We start from the raw sequence: 17,441 nt of genomic DNA on the forward strand, positions 1-17,441 counted from the left end.
CGATGGCTCTTAGCTATGGTTTTTTCTGATTCGATGCTATACCACCCCATGGGTGGGAGTGATCAGGGATCGGACCACAGGGTAACCCGGGGGCGGGGCGATGTCCATGGGGCGTCGGCAGGTTTTGATGTTGGCGTGCATATAAGGAGGGTGTGATGAAATCAGCGTTGGTGGTCATTGATGTTCAAAAGGGGCTCTTCGGGCCTGAGCCCGTTCCCTTTGATGCGAAGCACGTGATATCTCGCATCAATGAGCTGGCATCGCGCTGCCGAAGTGCTTCGGTGCCGGTGATTTTTGTGCAGCATGAGACCCAAGGCGGCGGCCTCGTCTATGGTTCTCCCGGCTGGGAGCTGGACCCAAGGCTTCGGGTGGAACCCGGGGACCATGTGATTCGCAAAACAACCCCGGACTCTTTTTTGCGAACCCGCCTTACCGAACTTCTGACCAAGCTGGGGGCAACTCACCTTATCCTCTGCGGATACGCCACGGAGTTCTGTGTGGACACCACCGCCCGCAGGGCCGCCGGATTGAAATATCATGTGACTTTGGCCGCCGATGCCCATACCACCCATGACAAATCACACGCTTCCGGCGATGTTATTCGGGCGCACCATAACGCTACCCTCCCCGCCATCAGGAGCTACGGAGTGCCCATTGACGCAATACTCTCCGGCGAAATCGTGGTTTGACGAGGGACATATCAAAACAGAAAATAAATGACTCAGTCAGTATAACGTGTTTATCCGATTGATCTTTTTTTCTTTGTGTGCAATGTTGTTGTGAACAAGTCATAACGTCTCGTACATCTCTTCCTTTTCAGTATTGATTTTGAGTAAAGCTCCCCGGGACCCATGCCGATGGGCCGGGCCGAGGAGGTGCGATGGCAGGTGAGCTTTTCTGCGATCCCTGCAGCGCCTTTTCGGGATATGGGCGAACACAGTGCAGTCAATCGGTGGCGTCAGTCAGGCCGTATAGGGCTGATTCCTGAGGTTTGCTCCGTCTGTTTTTTTGGTTGGCCATGAAACGTTGTTTATAAATAAGGTCTTGTGACCTTGTTCTGCAATATCTGTTTTTTTGCATCGCTTTTGGTGATGAACGCATGATTCGCGGTGATTGACCAGTAACCTCATTTGGAAAGGGATTGCCATGAAACGCAGGAAGCAGAAGTTGATTCACGTTTTCATTCTCTCGGTCTTTGCCCTGGCCGCCCTTGGCGGCACGGCATATGGCGCTCCGGAAAAAGAGCTCCTCGAAATGCAGACACAACTTGCCGATCAGGCCAAGGCCCTTGAAGAGATGAGGGCCACCATCGACGCTTTGACCTCTGAAAAAGAGGACGGGGGAAGCTTTCGGGCGCCCTTTGTGTTCAGTGGGAACAAGGCGTCGTCCGTGGTGCTCTACGGCCATATCAACCGTGCCCTCCTTGCCGCCGATGACGGAAATGATGCCGACGTGTACCAGGTTGACAACGCGGCTTCCCAGTCCCGATTTGGTATTCGCGGAACCATCAAGGTTTCCGACGAACTCATGTTCGGGACCCTTCTGGAAGCCGGGCTCAATTTGAACCTTAGTGATGGTGTGAGCCAGGATGACCCCAGGGGTGACGACGTAGACAACACCTTCAAGCGCAGGCATGTGGACCTGTACATGAAGCACACGAGGTGGGGAACCTTGTCCATGGGGCATGGGTCCACGGCTTCGGATGACACCACCAGCCTCGATCTTTCGGGGACTTACCTGGCAGGCGCCTCTGCCGTGAGCGATTACGCAGGCGGTCTTATTTTTTACGACAAGAACTTGAACAGCTTGACGGGTATCAACATATCAAAAATCTACAACAGCATGGATGGGTTGGGCAGGGACGATAGGATGCGATACGACTCTCCCTCCTTTGCCGGGTTCATGGCCTCGGGCTCCTGGGTGGCCGACGGTGGAGGCGATCTGGCGTTGAGGTACGACGGTGAGCTGGCTGATATCCAGGTGCTGGCTGCCATCGCATATGCCAGGCCCAGCGATGCGTCGGACACTGTTGAGAATCAATACGACGGTTCTGTGGCGATACTCTTTGACTCCGGTTTCAACGCAGCCTTTGCCAGCGGGCTTCAGGAGTACAAGCAAGACCGTGCTGATGACGGGACCTTCTATTACCTCAAGCTGGGCTACAAGGCCATGTTTGCCTCCTTTGGGGAGACGCGCTTTTCCGTGGACTTCGGCCAGTACGACGACAACCTGACTTTGGATGGCAGCATTGCCCGGCAGTACGGCAAGGGTGATGTCATCGGCGCCCAGGTGGTTCAGGATGTCAAAGATTTCGGTGCCGAGCTCTACGCCGGGTACTATTTTTATGACCTGGACGCCGATATCAGCAGTTACGAGTCGATCCACGCACTTATCACAGGTGCGCGGATCAAGTTCTGATGCCTTGTTTCTGGGTCGGCGGCGATCAGGGTTCCAGCCACATGTCTCCCGGCTTGATCCAGCCGATGCGACGGAGGTATTCCGAGACGCCGTAGGCGATGGCCGCCGGAAAAATGAAGTGAATCAGAGCAATTTTGAGAAAGAGTATTGCGGGGTGCTGGGCGCCGATCATCGTGTTCCAGGTCATGATCTGGCCCACGAGGCCAGAGGTGCCCATGCCCCCGCCGCTGGGGTTGTTTTCCATGCCGAACAGCACGGTGGCGATGGGGCCGGTGACGGCGCTGGCCGCGATGGCCGGGATCCAGATTCTGGGATTTTTTACGATGTTGGGCATCTGGAGCATGGAGGTGCCAAGGCCCTGGGCGAAAAGACCGTTGACCTTGTTTTCCCGGTAGCTGGCCACGGCGAAACCTACCATCTGTGCTGCGCATCCTGCGGTGGCTGCCCCTGCGGCGAGGCCCTTGAGGCCTAAGATGATGGAGATGGCCGCCGAGCTGATGGGCAGGGTAAGGAAAATTCCCATGCAGACCGAGATGATGACCCCCATGACAAAGGGCTGCTGGTGGGTGGCAAAGAGGATGATGTCGCCCAGATAGGTCATGAAGGTGGAGATGGGCGGCCCGATGAGAAGGGCAATAATTCCGCCGCTCACCAGGGTGACCATGGGGGTGATGATGATGTCGAGCCGGGTCCTGCCGAATACCCGGCGTCCTACCTCAATGCCTGCCAGCACGGCGATAAACGCGCCCAGGGGCTCCCCCGGCCCCGCCAGGTGAACAGCACGCCCCACAAAGACGCTTCCGGCCAGGACCTTACCGGCAAAGGCCCCGAACATCCCGGTCACTGCCGAGGCGTAGATAATCAGGTTGGGAGCTCCCAGCTTGTGCGAGACCCCCACGCCGATGCCTGCCCCGGTCATGGCAAGGGCCATCCCCCCTATCTGAAGCAGCACACCGCCGGTGGTTCCCCCGATGCCCGCTCCGATCTGTTTGATGATGAGCCCCACGATAAGGGTGGAAAAAAGCCCCAGCGCCATGCCGCTCAGGCCGTCAATGAGATACCGGTTGACAAACTTTCGAAATAAACGTCCCTGTGACATGCTCCTGCACCATCCCCCTGAAGTTATTGATTGTTGTCTTTAGAAGTAGTTGGGTTTAACCACAATTCGGCCGAGATTTCAAACAGTCAAGGGACAGGCTCTTTATGCTGGACATCTTTTAATACCCCAATCGATGGCTCTGGTGTGTGTATCTGCTCTTTATTATTGGGAATAGGCCTGTTGTCTGTCAGCCCGATTATTGATCCTACAAATTCAGAAAGGAGGACTCATGCCACGTATTCCCCGTATGATCGTAACAGATTCAGGTGAGAAATCAGCATACCACATCATCAGCCGAACCGCCCTTGACGGCCTTCCCTTTGGCCGTGTCGCGAAAGACGAGCTGGTTCGTATCATCCAGAGGTACTCCATGGTTTATTGTGTAGAGGTCCTGGGGTTTGCCGTCATGGGCAATCATTTTCACTTGTTAGTAGAGATCCAGCCAGGGGCTATGGTGTCGGACGACGAGGTGCGAAGGCGTTATCGGCTTCTCTATGGTGATGATGTGGAGTTCCCTGAAGGAAGCCTCAATGAGTATTGGGAACGGTTTTCCAACCTTTCTGCCTATGTTAAGGATATTAAGCAGAGGTTTTCCTGTTTTTATAATAAACGGAAAAAGCGAAAAGGGACCCTCTGGGGTGAGCGGTTTAAGAGTGTGATTGTTCAACAGGGAGATACCCTGACCCATTGCCTGGCCTACATTGATCTCAATGCGGTGCGAGCCGGGATCGTGAAGCGTCCTGAGGACTATCGCTGGTGCTCCATTGGGTACCACGCCCAGACAGGAAACAGGGATGGGTTTCTTTCGACGGACTTTGGGATGCCTGATTTCAGCATGGAAGATCCCGCTATGCGGTTTCGTAAATACAGGGAATATCTCTATCATGTGGGAGCCATCGAGAAGACAGGGGCTGCGAAGATTTCTAAGGCGGTATTGGATGAAGAGACCGCCGAAGGGTTTGACTTGAACCGGGTAAGGCGGTTTCGATACAGAACCCGTTATTTCACGGACTCAGGTATCATCGGGTCAAAGGCATTCGTTGAAGCAGGCTATGAGGTATTTAAAGAGCGTTTTCGGGCAAAACGAAATAAAATTCCGAAACGGGTGAAAGGCATTGAGGGCATGTATTCTTTGAAACGATTGACCGATGTCTGACTTGGTGAATCGTAACCGCTGATTCCTAAAGCTGTTGATTAAATAAAGAGCCTGTCCCCTGTTTCTGTTTTACTTATTCACATGTTCACACATAAGGAGACTACATGCCGGCAAACGGCGCAATTTACATTCAGTGCGATACGATGGTTAATCTTGCGGAGCTGTTTGAAGACGTTAAAAGTGACAAGGGGTTATTCAGGCCGCCAACGTTTTTTGATGTCAGGGTAGGGGAAGATATCGTCCGGTTTAATGTTATGGACAGAAACCTAGTGTCCGCCCACATAGACAGTTTTCTCGGGTATATCTCTTCCAGTGTCCGGGACCCTGAGACAAAAGAAGGTGTCTGCCATGCCATTGGCCATACGCGCATCGTGCTTGGGCTGATTACCGATAAAGAGTTCCAAGATAACCCTGCAATCTGGGAAAGCCTGTTCAAGATTGCAGATAGGTATGATGGATTTGTGCTTACGTATGACAGCCTGTTGCTTCCCAACGGGGCTGTTTTGTTTGGCCCGCTGTTGGACGATATTCATTGAGAACGACATCGGCATTTTCTCTTTGATTCCATGACAAAAAAGAATCGTTGTGGCCTTTAACGGTTCTTGGCCGGTAATCGTCAATTGTTACACAAAGAGCCTGTCCCTACTTTTTTCTTGAAGGCACCCACAGATCGGTTTAGAGCTATTTCTTCCGATCACTCAACAACAGAAGGTGTGCCATGAAGCCTGTTTCCAGCGTCCCTGATTCCCCATCCGTTTGTATTGAAAGAAAAGGCCCGGTAACAACACTTGTAATTAACCGCCCCCATGTCCGTAATGCCATCGACAGCCGGGCTGCCCGCGAGTTGTCGGAAGCTTTTTTGGACTTTGAAAACGATCCGGAATCCCGGGTAGCCGTTGTGTGCGGCAGGGGCGGTCACTTTTGCGCCGGTGGGGATCTGGCGGCCATGGTGGCTGAGGGGTGTAACCCGATACGGCAAAAAGGGGACGGTCCCTTAGGTATTTCGCGCCTTTCGCTTTCCAAGCCGGTGATCGCGGCCATCTCCGGGTATGCGGTGGCGCTGCCCAGCTGCTCTTCTGCGATATTCGAATCGCCGAAGAGAGCTCAGTACTCGGCTTTTTCAACAGACGATGGGGGCTTCCCCTCTGCAACGGGAGCACCGTGCGTCTTCCTCGTATTATTGGCCATGGGCGGGCCATGGAGATGATCCTTACCGGGCGTCCGGTCTATTCAGAAGAGGCACTCTCCTATGGACTTGTGACACGGGTGGTGGCGAATGGGACGGTGCGGGAGGAGGCCGAAGACCTTGCTGCGGAGATGGCAGGATTCCCCTTTGAGGGACTGATGTGCGACAGGCGCAATGCCTTGAGTCATTTTACCATGCCCATTGATGAAGCCCTTGACCATGAACTCATGAATGCCGCCGAGGTGTTTGACAATGATGACGCTTTGAAAGGGGCCAGGGCCTTTGTGGCAGGCAAAGGACGGCACGGAGCCTTTGGTGGCAAGGCCGGTGCGTTTTAACTATCTATGAACAATTCATGAAGGGGTCCTTTTCGGCTGGCTTGCCTTTTACCGGAATCCTTTTGACGGCGGGGAGAGGGTCCTCCTGCAGCCAGACTACCCTTGGGTATCTTTTTACTGGTTTATAGAGGATTGCGCCAGGACATAAAGAGCCTGTCCCCCAAAAAATCCCTGTGCATCTTTCATCATTGTGCGTCAGCAGATTACGTCAGAATATAAAACATAAAAAACCTGTCCCCTAAAAAAACTAAAAAAAAACCGGGGCACAACGCCTGTGTGCCCCGGCGTGCTCTGTGCGGTGCTAAGATATTTTGAAGCGGCCCACCAGGGAGCCCAGCTGATCGGCCATGGTGCGCATCTCTTCGGCGCTGGCCCGGAGGGAGCCCCCGATGCGGGTGACCCCTTCAGCGGCGTTATTGACCTCTGCGATGTCGTTTCCGATCTGCCCTGCCATGACCGTGCACCCGGCGGCGTTTTCATTGACTTCCTGGATGCCCAGGGAGGCCTGGTTCACGTTTTCGGCAATCTCGCTGGTGGCGGCGGACTGCTCTTCCACGGCCCCTGCGATGGTGGCCACAATGTCGTTGACTTCGGTGATGACCGAGGTGATCTCCAGGATGCCGGTGCTCGATGCCGTGGCCGTTGCCTGGACGCTTGTTACGATTTTTTTGATGCCCTGTGTGGCCTCTGCGGTCTGGGCGGCAAGCTCTTTGATCTCGTGGGCCACGACAGCAAATCCCTTGCCGGCCTCTCCGGCACGGGCCGCTTCGATGGTGGCGTTTAAAGCCAGCAGGTTGGTCTGCTCAGAGATCTCGGTGATGGTCTCGGTAACCTTGCCGATCTCCTCGGCCGCGCTGCGGAGGGCGTCCATCTCCCGAGACGTGCCGTGGGTGCGCTCCAGGGCAGTGGCCGAGACCCCCCGGGCGGTTTCCGTGTTTTTGGCGATTTCGCTGATGGTGGCGGACATCTCTTCCGTTGCCGTTGCCACCATGGCGATGTTGGTGGATGATTGTTCGATGGCTGCCGCCACTCCGGTGAGGTTCTCGGTCATGTCCCGCGAGGACTGCTCCACCCGTGTGGAGCGGGAGGAGGCGTTGTCCGCGCTCCCGGCAAGCTCTTCGGACATGGACAAAAGGCCAGCGGAGGCATCGTTTACCGAGGAGACCCCTGAGGCCACCTCCCGGATGAGGCCCTGGAGTTTTTCCATAAAGAGGTTAAACCCCGAGGAGAGGTCGCCGATTTCGTCTTCGGAGCGTACCTCAAGGCGCTTGGTCAGATCCCCTTCCCCCTTGGCAATGTCATTCATCATGGCGGCGTTTTCCTTGATGCGCCCCACAATGGAGGTGGCGATGGCCCAGGCCACGGCCGCAAAGATCAGAAAGGAGAGCACCCCGATGGTGATGTTGGTGACGAGGATCCTGTCGGCGTTGGCCATCACCTTGTCCAGGGGCAGGGTGACGAGAAAAGACCAGTGCTGGCCGGTGTTGCCGATTTCGATAGGAACGAAAAGCCTTAAGGTATCGGTGTCAAGGTGGGCTGAGTGATCGGTGAAACGGAAAGGCTTGCCCTCTTTGACCGCTTCACGCGCCCTGGCCCACTGGCCCTGATCTCCTATGGACTGGCCGATGCGCTTCTTGTCCACATGGGCGGCATAGGTGCCGTTGGCCGCAATGATGGCGGCATATCCGGTGCCGTAAGGGGTGATGTCGGCCACCATGTCGGAGAGGCTGTTGAGCTGGATATCAAGCCCCACCACCCCGATGGCCCCACCGTTTTCCATCACCGGAGCCGTCAGGCTGGTGAGGATGACCTCCCTGCCGCTGATGGTATAGACCGTGGGTGGCGTGATGTACTCTTTGCCGGTCCGCTGGGGAATGACATAGTAATTGTTGGTCTCCGGGATCGTGTAGTCGGTGAGTTTGTCCACGGTGAGGGGCGATCCCAGGCGGTAGAGGTAGGGAATGTAGCGGCCCGAGTCGTCATGGTTGGCCGTGCCCGCAAACTCGGCATCCCTGCCGTCTAAGGCGTCCGGTTCGAAGCAGGCCCAGATGCCCTGGAGCTCGGGGTCGTTGGCGATGATCCCCTTGAGCAGTCGGTTTAAAGCGGCTCGGTCGGGCACGCTCCCCTGGTCCTTCAGGCCCATGATGCCTCGGGCAATGGTGCGTGACGACTCCAGGGGCAGCTCCAGTAATGCCTTAACCTCATTGCCGTGGCGGTTGGCCAGTTCGATTCCCTTTGCCAGGGCTTCGTCTTTGACCATGCGGTGGGTCTTGGTTGTCATGACCGTTATGGACACGGTGAAGGCGACGAGGGCCACCAGGGAGATGAGAAGAACGATTTTTCCCCTCAACTTGAGTTTTTTGAACATGAGAAGTCTCCTTGTGTCGATTCGCGTGTATTGCAGCGTTTTATTTTTTTCGTTACATGTTATACGGTTATGAAACAGGAGGCTGTGCTATGTCGCCCTGTCCTGAATGGTACGCACCTCGCCTGTCGGAAGGACAGAGGAATTCCCGCAGGGGATCGGGATCGTCTCCGCAGCGATTGAACGGCACGTTTTTTAGGAGCGAACATTAATTTGTACGATGTACTTTATTATATCGGTTCGCAGGTGTTCTATATTTAGGACAAAAGCCCATGTTGCTTGATAAAAACAGGGGGGCAGGAATGCGTTGCCGCTGAATTTTGGTATGGGCGACAACCCTCAACAGAAGGAGCCGCCATGTCGTTTAAAGAGAATCTCCTTGAAAAGCTGGCGCTGGACCGCATGAGGTTGCGGGTGCTTGCCAGCCTCGGTCCTGTGGGCAGCGGTAGAAAGGTCGATAAAAAAGCCATGCGGGGGCTCCTTGTGGCCGCCGGGTTCAGGAGCCGCGAGGTCCGGGGAATGGAGCTCTACCTCCCCGAAGGTACCACAGGGGATGAGCCGCAGACCCTCCTTGTTCTGGATAACGATCTGCCCGTGTATAAAAGCACCGTGGATGATGTGGCCATGCGCAAAGAGCCCACCTTAAAAGAGATGATCAGCATCCGTAACGCCATGCGCATTTTAAGCGATTCGGATGTGGTGGTCAGCCGCAAGGCGGTGTCGGTGGAGAGTGTCTACCAAGAAGCCATTTCGCGACTGGACCTCTCCTTTACCGAGGCCGACATCAAGCAGCTCGAGTACGAGGGGAGGGCCGCCGTGGAGTGGAAGGATGCCGACTCTGTGGAGGAGTGTGTGGCCCTGTTCGGGGAGCTGCTGGCGCTCGGGCCGGAGCCGGCGTCTTTTGCCATTGAGCATTGCCTTGTCAGGGGGCGAATCACCCAAGGGGCCGGAGAGGAGGTCTTCGGGCCTGCCGTGGTGTTCCATGCCGAAGATGGGACCCTTCGGTGGATTGAGGGACGGGTGGCCCTATCCGACAGGGATGGCATCCGGCACTTCAAAGAGAAAGCCAGGGGAGAGCGCGAGCCCGACCTTGAAGGCACCGGGGTGATCAAGCACCTGGCCGCCCAGGTCATCCAGGAGATGCCGTCTCCCTGATACCGAGCCCCGGATGGCAGGCTGGTGGCCCGAAAATTCCTTCCTACAGGGAACGCAACGCGAGACACCGCAGCGACAAAGCCCACCAAGACGCTCCGGTCAATCCCCATGACACGACTTTCGCCTTTTTCCCGCCATGGATTTCTGCATGTGTAATGCACATCACACACCCAATACCCCGATTTCTGGCATAACATGAAGGACTCTGGGAAACGTTTGCAACGATAGGGCCGAAGCCACGTGAGCGGAAAATACCATCAAAGCACATTCGCAACCTGCCTTGGCTCACCTTACCGTCCAGGGCAAACGTATGTAGATCCTGCCTCCGGCGGCCCTGCTTTGCCGTCGGAGTTATTCCGATTAAAGGCAAGGGAATCCCAAATGCCCTTTATTGTGTTTCCAGAAGAATAAAATAGGCCTCTCCTGCAAAAACGGATGCCGGTTGTCACACGCCACGCGAATGCCCCGAAACCGTTTGCAGGATGTCTGCTCCCATGCATTCGCCATAGGGTTTCCAGGTGCCCCCACCTGGCCGCCGGAGGCATGCTTTTTCCCAAAGAAGGCATACGCTTCAACCAACCACACCCACGTGAGGTTTTTTTATATGCACCGTTTTGTGCGTGCTTTTATCTTTGTTGTTCTCTTCGTTGCCTGCACCGGGCTTGCGTCTGCAGACACATCTTCCGGTACGTCCACGTTCAACGGAAAGACCGTGACCTATACCTTTACAGGCGATGTGGTCTCGGCCTTGAGCTATGCCGAAGGCTCAATGTGCCGGGTGACGGCCAGGGTGGATGGCAATACCCATCGCATTGTGATCCGGGAGGACCGGCTTGAATGGAACGGGGCTTCGGCGCCTTTGGACGGGTTTGAAACAGTTCGGATCGTCATGAACAAGTCAGGGGCCCGCTTTCTCGTGGACGGAAAGGAGATCGTGGTCGGGTCTTCTTCGTGAGTTTATCTACTGCCCGGCAGGTGTGGTGGTGAAGACCCCGTAGACCGGGTAGTGATCGGAGACCGCTTTAGCCTCCTTGGCTGACAGGCCCAGGATCTCGTCAAAGGGAAAGACGCCGGAGGTGCCGGTGAAGTACGGGGCGGTCTCCTCGGTGATGATGATGCGGTCGTAGGCACAGGCAGACCGGGCGAGGTTGGTGTCCATGCCGTTGGTGATGAGCCACCTGAAGCCTTCGCCCCTCAGGGGAGAAGAGAGTTCGTCTTCATCGTAGTAGGCGCAGTCCGCGTTGAGGTCCCCCAGGATCACGAAGCGGGTCTCTTCCGGGAAATGGGCGCGGGCATCGGTCACCACCTGCGGCAGGGCGTTGATCTCCGTGGTGGCATCGTCCGGGTCGGTGTGGAGGGTGATGAGGACAAAGGAAAAATTGCTCTGCCGAGTCTTGAACTGCGCGATGAAAGGCTCCCGGTGAAAGGTATCTTCGCGTGAATCGTCAAAGGTGTAGGCCTCGATGAACTCAAGGACATCGGTCCTGTAGAGGTAGGCGTACTGCTCTTTGGAGGAGGTGCGCCCGAGGCGCGGCCCAAGGACCGTTTCGTAGTCCCGTCCCAGGGCGTCCACCTGCTCTTCCAGGGCCTGGATGGCTTTTCCGCTTTTGTCCCTGATCTCCTGAACGGCCACCACGTCAAAGTGGGAGATAACGGATCCCAGGGCCTCCATCACCTTTGGCTTTTTTGCTTTGGAGACACCGAACACCTGGATATTGAAGTTGGCCACGGCCAGGGGCTCTGCCGACGGGCCCGCATCGTTTTGGGCGATCACAGGGGATTCGGAGTCGCACCCGATGCAGCCCTTGGCTTGGCAGGCTTCCGACAGGGGCGTGCCGTCACCACAGATGGTCACCCCGTCTTGGCAGACCACGCCGCCGTGGCCGGAGCAGCAGCCCCGGCAGTCCCCAAAGGCGGTGGGTGTCATGATCAGGAGGATAAAAAAGAAGACAAACACAGGGTGAAGTAAATCAGGCAGGGCACGTCGCAAATCAGTCAATCTCATATCACCAACTTTTTTCTATAGCGTCAGACGGATGGAACCATGGCGTAAGGGCTATGCCCTAACATAAACCGTGGAGAAGCAAATCCTTATATTTTAGAAAAGGAAATAGACCGCATCGGTTTACTAATGCAGATGCATATGGGATGTAAAGGGAAATGCGCATGGCGGGGTGGCCTATGAATCGTTATCATACCTCTTTTTTTGATGGAGAAAACGTAACTATTCAGCTTATGCCTCCGGCTGCCCTGCCGGGGGCTAAACGTTTGCCTGATTTTATAAAGGCGGGTTTAACAAACAGGTTTTAAAAAATCTTTTTGAGTGAATTTTTACTTTAAAGGCGGATGTGATTTGACCCGAGGAACGAGGGGCAAAACACATCCGCAACCTGCTTTCAAGGTGGCACACCTTGCCGCCGGAGGCTGTTTTTTTTTTGAGCTGATTTTTTGAGCTGAATAGTTACGAGAAAACAAGGACCACACGATGGACAACAACGATATACTGAGGCGGATTCGCTATGCCTTTGACTTCAGCGATCCGAAGATGGCGGAGCTCTTCGTCTCAGGGGGCCTTGAGGTCTCCCGGGAGCAGGCTGCCGCCTGGTTGAAACGGGAGGAGGACCCTTCCTTTGAGGCACTCTCCGACCGTAAGCTGGCGAGCTTTTTAAACGGGCTTATCGTCCACAACCGGGGCCGGAAAGAAGGCCCTCAGCCTGAACCCGAGACGCGCCTGACAAACAATCTTATCCTTAAAAAGTTGAAGATTGCCTTGAACCTCACCTCGGACGACGTGCTGGCGATCATGGCCCGGGCGAATTTCGGCATGAGCAGGCATGAGTTGAGCGCTTTTTTTCGCAAGCCCGGCCACAAGCATTACCGGGAGTGCAAGGACCAGATCCTGCGTAATTTTATCCAAGGGGTGCAGGTGACGTATCGCGTGAAACAGTAAGAATTAAAACATAGATAGTTACACATCCGATGCCTCCGGTGGTCCTGCGAGGGGTAAAAAGCACCCGTTACCGGCACTCCTTGCCGCCGGAGTTATTCCGGTTAACGCCAAGCGAATCCCCGGTGCTTTTCACTGGGTTTTCAGGAGAATGAAATAGGCCTCTCCTGCAAAAAAGGTTGCCACATGTCACATACCACGCGAATGCCCCGAAAGCGTTCGCATGATGTCTGCCTCCATGCATTCGCCATAGGGTTTCAAGGTGCCCCCACCTTGCCGCCGGAGGCAATTCTTTTACGTTCAGGGTTTCAGGAGAGGATATGAAAAAACAGGAGACAATGAAAAAAACCGGCCATTTTATCCGCAACTCGGCCACGTTGAAGGTGGTCTCCATTGGCCTGCTGGTCCTGGTGTTGCTTATTCCCATGTCCATGGTCTCTTCCCTGATGCGGGAGCGGGAGTTCCGGCGCGACGACGTGGTGTACGAGATCAACGCCAAGTGGGGCAACAGCCAGACCGTGACCGGGCCTTTTTTCACGGTTCCCTACAAGTCCTACTTTCGGGATGAAGACGACAAGCTGACCTACACCCTGCGGTATCTTCATGTACTGCCCGAGGAGGTGGTCATCAACGGGCAGCTCGATACCGAGGTCCGCTACCGAAGCCTCTACGAGGCCGTTCTCTACACCTCCGGGCTGGAGATCTCCGGGGCCTTTGCCCTGCCGGACCTGACCCGTTCCGGCATCGACCCCGACCATGTGCTCTGGGACCAGGCGATTTTTTCCGTGGGGATTTCGGACATGCGGGGGATCCGGGACACCATCTCCGTGACCTGCGGGGAGGCGACTTACAAGGCAGGCCCGGGCCTCAAAACCACGGACATTGCTTCCTCCGGGGTGCAGTGCGCCATCCCCCTTTCCCCGGATCGGGCCAAAACGCCCTTCTCCCTGAGGCTAAAGCTCAACGGCAGCGAAGAGCTCCACTTTATCCCCGTGGGGGAGACCACCCGTGTGACCCTGGCGTCAAGCTGGCCTTCCCCGAGCTTTAACGGCTCGTTTCTCCCGAGCCAACGGGAGGTGACGGACCGGGGCTTTTCCGCGGACTGGTCGGTGCTCCACCTGAACCGGAACTACCCCCAGGTGTGGTCCGGAAACCAGTACAAGGTGGGAGACTCCGCCTTTGGGGTGAACCTTCTGGTGACGGCGGACATCTACCAGAAGTCCATGCGCATCTCAAAATACGCGGTGATGTTCATCGTTTTTACCTTTGCCGCCTTTTTCTTCTCGGAGATCATCAGCAAGAAAAGGGTTCACCCGATTCAGTACATCCTCATCGGGCTGGCCGTGCTGCTCTTCTACGTGCTGCTCCTCTCCATTTCCGAGCATCTTAACTTTGACCTGGCCTACATCATCTCGGCAACGGCCGTCACGGCCCTCATCACGGGATACTCCCGGGGGATTCTGCGCAACAACCGCTTCACCGTCACGGTGTTCGGGATCCTGACCGTGCTCTATGCCTACCTCTACATTGTGCTCCAGCTTGAAGACTACGCCCTGATCATGGGCAGTGTCGGCCTGTTTCTCGTGCTTTCGGTGGTTATGTACATCACCCGGGGCATCGACTGGTACGCCCTGGAAAAGGAAGACGCAGACTGAAGCCGCAGAGTATTTTCGCAAGATCCTCCAAGATTCCGGAGACGCGGGAAGGTAGTGTTTCCGTAACGTCAACACGACCCAACCGAATTTTTTGACTTGGAGGATGCCATGGAAATGGAAAAGGAATTGTTTGCGGCAATGGCCAACGGATCTGTTACGTACAAGGGAGAAGGCTCCCCGAAAAAGGTCGGGCCGTGGAACGCTCACCCCCACTTTAAAGGGGTGTACTTAAAGTCCCTTGTCTGCGGTGAGGGAACTGACGGGGCGCTGAGCGCCCACATGGTTCGCATCGATCCCGGCTGCACCCTGGAGTCCCACGTCCACGGGGAAGAGTGGGAACTCCATGAGGTCCTGGGCGGGGAGGGCTCCCTTGAGCTCGACGGAAAGCACCACCCCTACCACATGGGGCGCCTTGCCGTGATACCCAAGGGGGAAGCCCATGGCGTCAAAGCTGGAGACAAAGGGCTCCTGCTTCGCGCCACGTTTTTTCCTGCCTTGCCCTGAGCAACTGAGAGATCCGTCAAAAGGCCTGTCCTCGATGGTTAAAGTCGGCTCCAAAAGCGTGCCTCCGGCGGCGAGGTGAGCCACCTCGAAAGCTGATTGCCCTTGCGCTTCGTCCCTCGTTCCTCGGGCCAAAGCGCAAGGGCCTTCGACTCGGGCTTCGCCCGACGTAAACGCTGATGGTTTGTTCGGGCTGGCTCACAAGCTTTAAAGTAACAGGATACGATGTCACAGGTTGTCCAGTATCGATTTAATCGCATTGCCTTCGGCGGCCCTGCCGGAGGCTGATTTTCGGAGGCCAAAAAAGAGACCATGGCAACACGGGAGCGCATCACATTTTCGAGCCTTCCCTTTTTATGCGGCGTGGAAGCGGTGGCAGGGCAGGACGTGTCCAACACCTTTGAATCCCATAGTCACACAACCGCTGTTGTGGGCATGGTGGACGGGGGCGTTCGGGTGATCGCCCACGAGCATGGCGAAGCGGGCATTTTAAGGGGCGGGCTTTTCTTTTTGAACCCCGGTCAGGTGCATGCCTGCGCTTCCGGGGAGGAGGGCGCCCACAGCTATCGCCTCCTGTCGGTGGATCCGGCGGTTTTGGCCCGCGTGGCCTCCGAGATCTCGGAAAAGAGCGTGTCCGGGGTGTGGTTCGGCTGCGTGCACGCAACACATGAAATCATTTCCCGGGATTTTGAGCGTTTTTTCAGGATGCTCTCCGATCCCCTGGCCCCAGCCCTTGACAAGGAGAGCCTTCTTTACGGCCTGCTCTCTGAAATCATCCTCTCCTTTGCCCAGGATCCGCCGGAGGTGTGTGCGGTGGGACGGCAGGATGCGGCCATGGCGCGGGTGCGGGACCACATCCGCACCCACCACGCAGAGCCCCTGACCCTGGCCACCCTGTCGGCCGTTGCCTGCCTCAGCCCTTTTCACCTGCAGCGTCTTTTTACCCGGCGATGACATATGTCTCCCCATCGGTACCTCACCCATCGGCGGTGTCACCGCTCAGGCGCGGGGCCTTCTCGGCCGGGGGCGGGCATTACCAGGCCGCCCTGGCCGCGGGGTTTTTCGATCAGAGCCACTTGACGTATCATTTCAAGCGCGTGGTGGGGACCACGCCGGGGCGCTTTGTGCAGGACAACCTGTAGACATACGAGTGCGCGGCAAAACCGGAGGCCTTCTATGATTAAAGTGGGGGGAAAAGCATGCCTCCGGCGGCGAGGTGAGCCACCCTCGAAGCAGGATCGCTTTTCCCGCCCTCCCCTCCGTTTCTAGGCCAAAGCGCAAGGGCCTTCGGGCTGGGCTACGCCCGAGATAAAAATGCTCCGGTATGGTTTGTGCGGGCAGGTTAGAGCTTCGAGGTAAGAGGATACGATGTCGCTCCTTGTCCATTATCGATTTAACCGCACTGCCTTTTATGGTTAAAGTGGGTGGGAAAAGCCAGCCTTCGGCGGCGTGGTTCGTGACATTCGGCAGTCGTCTTTGCAGAGATATCTGTCTGGTTTTCAGGGCCTTCAGGAAATAAAAAAGGCGGAACCCCAATGGGTTCCGCCTTTTTTATTGATTTGGATGCGCTGAATCGCTTTAGCCGAAAGGGTTTAGGCGATGAGCTTGCCGTGGAGCTTGTTGATCTCGGCCTCGGCTTCTGCCGCCATGGAGGCGAGGAGCTCTTTGCAGGTGGTGACCTCGTGGATGAGGCCGATGGACTGGCCCACCATCATGGGGGCAACGTCCACGTCTCCGGTCTCCCAGGCCTTGAGGCACTTGTCCCCGGTGATGAGGGGGATGATCTTCTCCAGGCCGCCGCCTTTGCTTTCCACGTCCAGAACGGCGTTGGTGGTCTCGTTGATCAGGGCCCGTCCCTGGAGGTTCACGGATTTGCAGATGAGGGTGGTGTCGCGTTCCTGGCGTTTCACCAGCTCGTCCTTGATGTTCTGGTGGATATCGCACTCTCTGGTGGCCATGAACCGGCTGGCCATCATGACGGCGTCGGCTCCGAGCATCAGGGCGGCGGCCATGGTTTTGCCGTTGGCGATGCCCCCGGTGGTCACCACAGGGATGTTCACGGACTCCACGATGCGGGGGGTCAGGAGCATGGTGGTGACGTCGTCGTTCAGGGGGTGGCCCCCCTCTTCGATGCCTGCGGCAAAGATGCCGTCATACCCTGCTTTTTCCGCGTGAATGGCGTGGCGCACGGAGCCCACCTTGTGGAAGAGCTTGACCCCTGCTTTTTTCAGCATGTCGATGTATTCCATGCCGCAGGCCTTGTCGATGGGCGCTCCTGAGATCTCCAGGGCGGGCACCTTCTCTTCGGCGCAGACCGTCAGGTACATCTTGTGGTGTTCGGGGGTGATGTTGATGGAGGGCAGCAGGGTGATGTTGACGGTGAAGGGCTTGTCCGTCAGCTCCCGGGTCTTTCGCAGGGCGCCCCGGAACTCCTCTTCCGTCTTGTAGATGGCCGCGGTGATGTTGCCCATGCCCCCGGCGTTGGAGATGGCGGCGCACAGCTCGGGTTTGCAGATCCACATCATGGCACCGCAGATGATGGGCAAGGTTTATATCGAACATCTCAGTTATTTTTGTCTGAATCACTGATCCTCCTTCCTGAAAAAAAATTGCCTCCGGCG

At 56.3% G+C, this 17,441-nt stretch carries 14 protein-coding genes and 1 pseudogene; 11 read left to right on the plus strand and 4 right to left on the minus strand.

Translation table 11 applies throughout. The features are described 5' to 3' along the window. The first annotated feature begins 155 nt into the window (after positions 1-155). Both ACOYW2_RS26625 and ACOYW2_RS26630 read left to right on the plus strand, forming a co-directional pair. The gene (locus tag ACOYW2_RS26625) at positions 156-689 is read left to right on the plus strand and encodes a cysteine hydrolase family protein (protein ID WP_482768529.1); all 534 of its coding nucleotides are present in this window, start codon (positions 156-158) and stop codon (positions 687-689) included. A gap of 457 nt (positions 690-1,146) precedes the next feature. Beyond that, entirely contained in the window at positions 1,147-2,418 is a 1,272-nt protein-coding gene (locus ACOYW2_RS26630) for a porin (protein WP_482768530.1), read from the plus strand. Positions 2,419-2,443: 25 nt separating this feature from the next. Here ACOYW2_RS26630 and ACOYW2_RS26635 read toward each other — a convergent pair whose 3' ends face one another. After that, positions 2,444-3,517 (minus strand): PTS sugar transporter subunit IIC, encoded by a 1,074-nt coding sequence (locus ACOYW2_RS26635; protein WP_482768531.1) that lies wholly within the window; start codon positions 3,515-3,517, stop codon positions 2,444-2,446. A 229-nt stretch (positions 3,518-3,746) separates the two neighbouring features. Between ACOYW2_RS26635 and ACOYW2_RS26640 the strand changes: the two genes are divergently transcribed. The 3 genes and pseudogenes from ACOYW2_RS26640 (at position 3,747) to ACOYW2_RS26650 (ending at position 6,197) form a co-directional block, all read left to right on the plus strand. Beyond that, complete coding sequence (locus ACOYW2_RS26640) at positions 3,747-4,673, plus strand: transposase (protein ID WP_482768532.1); 927 nt, start codon at positions 3,747-3,749, stop codon at positions 4,671-4,673. A gap of 104 nt (positions 4,674-4,777) precedes the next feature. Further along, the gene (locus tag ACOYW2_RS26645) at positions 4,778-5,209 is read left to right on the plus strand and encodes a hypothetical protein (RefSeq protein WP_482768533.1); all 432 of its coding nucleotides are present in this window, start codon (positions 4,778-4,780) and stop codon (positions 5,207-5,209) included. Between the two features lie 182 nt (positions 5,210-5,391). Continuing rightward, a pseudogene (locus ACOYW2_RS26650) lies at positions 5,392-6,197 on the plus strand (crotonase/enoyl-CoA hydratase family protein). Between the two features lie 301 nt (positions 6,198-6,498). On the opposite strand, the gene ACOYW2_RS26655 reads toward ACOYW2_RS26650, so the two are convergent. Further along, on the minus strand, positions 6,499-8,565 hold the full coding sequence (locus ACOYW2_RS26655; RefSeq protein WP_482768534.1) for a methyl-accepting chemotaxis protein: 2,067 nt from the start codon (positions 8,563-8,565) through the stop codon (positions 6,499-6,501). 354 nt (positions 8,566-8,919) lie between these two features. Here ACOYW2_RS26655 and ACOYW2_RS26660 point away from each other — a divergent pair, with 354 nt between their 5' ends. Next, positions 8,920-9,717 (plus strand): hypothetical protein, encoded by a 798-nt coding sequence (locus ACOYW2_RS26660; RefSeq protein ID WP_482768535.1) that lies wholly within the window; start codon positions 8,920-8,922, stop codon positions 9,715-9,717. A gap of 604 nt (positions 9,718-10,321) precedes the next feature. Further along, positions 10,322-10,672, plus strand: a complete 351-nt coding sequence (locus ACOYW2_RS26665; protein WP_482768536.1) for a hypothetical protein — start codon at positions 10,322-10,324, stop codon at positions 10,670-10,672. Positions 10,673-10,678: 6 nt separating this feature from the next. Here ACOYW2_RS26665 and ACOYW2_RS26670 read toward each other — a convergent pair whose 3' ends face one another. Continuing rightward, entirely contained in the window at positions 10,679-11,716 is a 1,038-nt protein-coding gene (locus ACOYW2_RS26670; protein WP_482768537.1) for an exonuclease/endonuclease/phosphatase family protein, read from the minus strand. Positions 11,717-12,202: 486 nt separating this feature from the next. Here ACOYW2_RS26670 and ACOYW2_RS26675 point away from each other — a divergent pair, with 486 nt between their 5' ends. From ACOYW2_RS26675 to ACOYW2_RS26690, 4 genes are all read left to right on the plus strand, one after another. Next, positions 12,203-12,667, plus strand: coding sequence for a YehS family protein (locus ACOYW2_RS26675; RefSeq protein WP_482768538.1), 465 nt, complete (start codon positions 12,203-12,205; stop codon positions 12,665-12,667). Positions 12,668-12,984: 317 nt separating this feature from the next. After that, a complete protein-coding gene (gene creD, locus ACOYW2_RS26680) occupies positions 12,985-14,319 on the plus strand; it encodes a cell envelope integrity protein CreD (RefSeq protein WP_482768539.1) in 1,335 nt (444 codons plus the stop codon). 108 nt (positions 14,320-14,427) lie between these two features. Further along, positions 14,428-14,823, plus strand: a complete 396-nt coding sequence (locus ACOYW2_RS26685) for a cupin domain-containing protein (RefSeq protein WP_482768540.1) — start codon at positions 14,428-14,430, stop codon at positions 14,821-14,823. 309 nt (positions 14,824-15,132) lie between these two features. Then, a complete protein-coding gene (locus tag ACOYW2_RS26690) occupies positions 15,133-15,774 on the plus strand; it encodes an AraC family ligand binding domain-containing protein (protein ID WP_482768541.1) in 642 nt (213 codons plus the stop codon). Between the two features lie 638 nt (positions 15,775-16,412). Here the strand turns inward: ACOYW2_RS26690 and ACOYW2_RS26695 are convergent. Then, positions 16,413-17,366 carry an NAD(P)H-dependent flavin oxidoreductase gene (locus ACOYW2_RS26695; RefSeq protein ID WP_482768542.1) on the minus strand — a complete coding sequence of 318 codons (954 nt, stop codon included), beginning with the start codon at positions 17,364-17,366 and terminating at the stop codon, positions 16,413-16,415. Positions 17,367-17,441 lie beyond the last annotated feature (75 nt).

This window comes from Desulfoluna sp. CLI2B, assembly GCF_056847375.1.

Excerpts from the sequence above, each read along its gene's own strand:
- ACOYW2_RS26640 (WP_482768532.1), top strand. The coding sequence starts at position 3,747 with ATGCCACGTATTCCCCGTATGATCGTAACAGATTCAGGTGAGAAATCA.
- ACOYW2_RS26660 (WP_482768535.1), top strand. The coding sequence starts at position 8,920 with ATGTCGTTTAAAGAGAATCTCCTTGAAAAGCTGGCGCTGGACCGCATG.
- ACOYW2_RS26645 (WP_482768533.1), top strand. The coding sequence starts at position 4,778 with ATGCCGGCAAACGGCGCAATTTACATTCAGTGCGATACGATGGTTAAT.
- ACOYW2_RS26685 (WP_482768540.1), top strand. The coding sequence starts at position 14,428 with ATGGAAATGGAAAAGGAATTGTTTGCGGCAATGGCCAACGGATCTGTT.
- ACOYW2_RS26655 (WP_482768534.1), bottom strand. The coding sequence starts at position 8,565 with ATGTTCAAAAAACTCAAGTTGAGGGGAAAAATCGTTCTTCTCATCTCC.
- creD (WP_482768539.1), top strand. The coding sequence starts at position 12,985 with ATGAAAAAACAGGAGACAATGAAAAAAACCGGCCATTTTATCCGCAAC.
- ACOYW2_RS26630 (WP_482768530.1), top strand. The coding sequence starts at position 1,147 with ATGAAACGCAGGAAGCAGAAGTTGATTCACGTTTTCATTCTCTCGGTC.
- ACOYW2_RS26625 (WP_482768529.1), top strand. The coding sequence starts at position 156 with ATGAAATCAGCGTTGGTGGTCATTGATGTTCAAAAGGGGCTCTTCGGG.
- ACOYW2_RS26665 (WP_482768536.1), top strand. The coding sequence starts at position 10,322 with ATGCACCGTTTTGTGCGTGCTTTTATCTTTGTTGTTCTCTTCGTTGCC.
- ACOYW2_RS26675 (WP_482768538.1), top strand. The coding sequence starts at position 12,203 with ATGGACAACAACGATATACTGAGGCGGATTCGCTATGCCTTTGACTTC.
- ACOYW2_RS26635 (WP_482768531.1), bottom strand. The coding sequence starts at position 3,517 with ATGTCACAGGGACGTTTATTTCGAAAGTTTGTCAACCGGTATCTCATT.
- ACOYW2_RS26690 (WP_482768541.1), top strand. The coding sequence starts at position 15,133 with ATGGCAACACGGGAGCGCATCACATTTTCGAGCCTTCCCTTTTTATGC.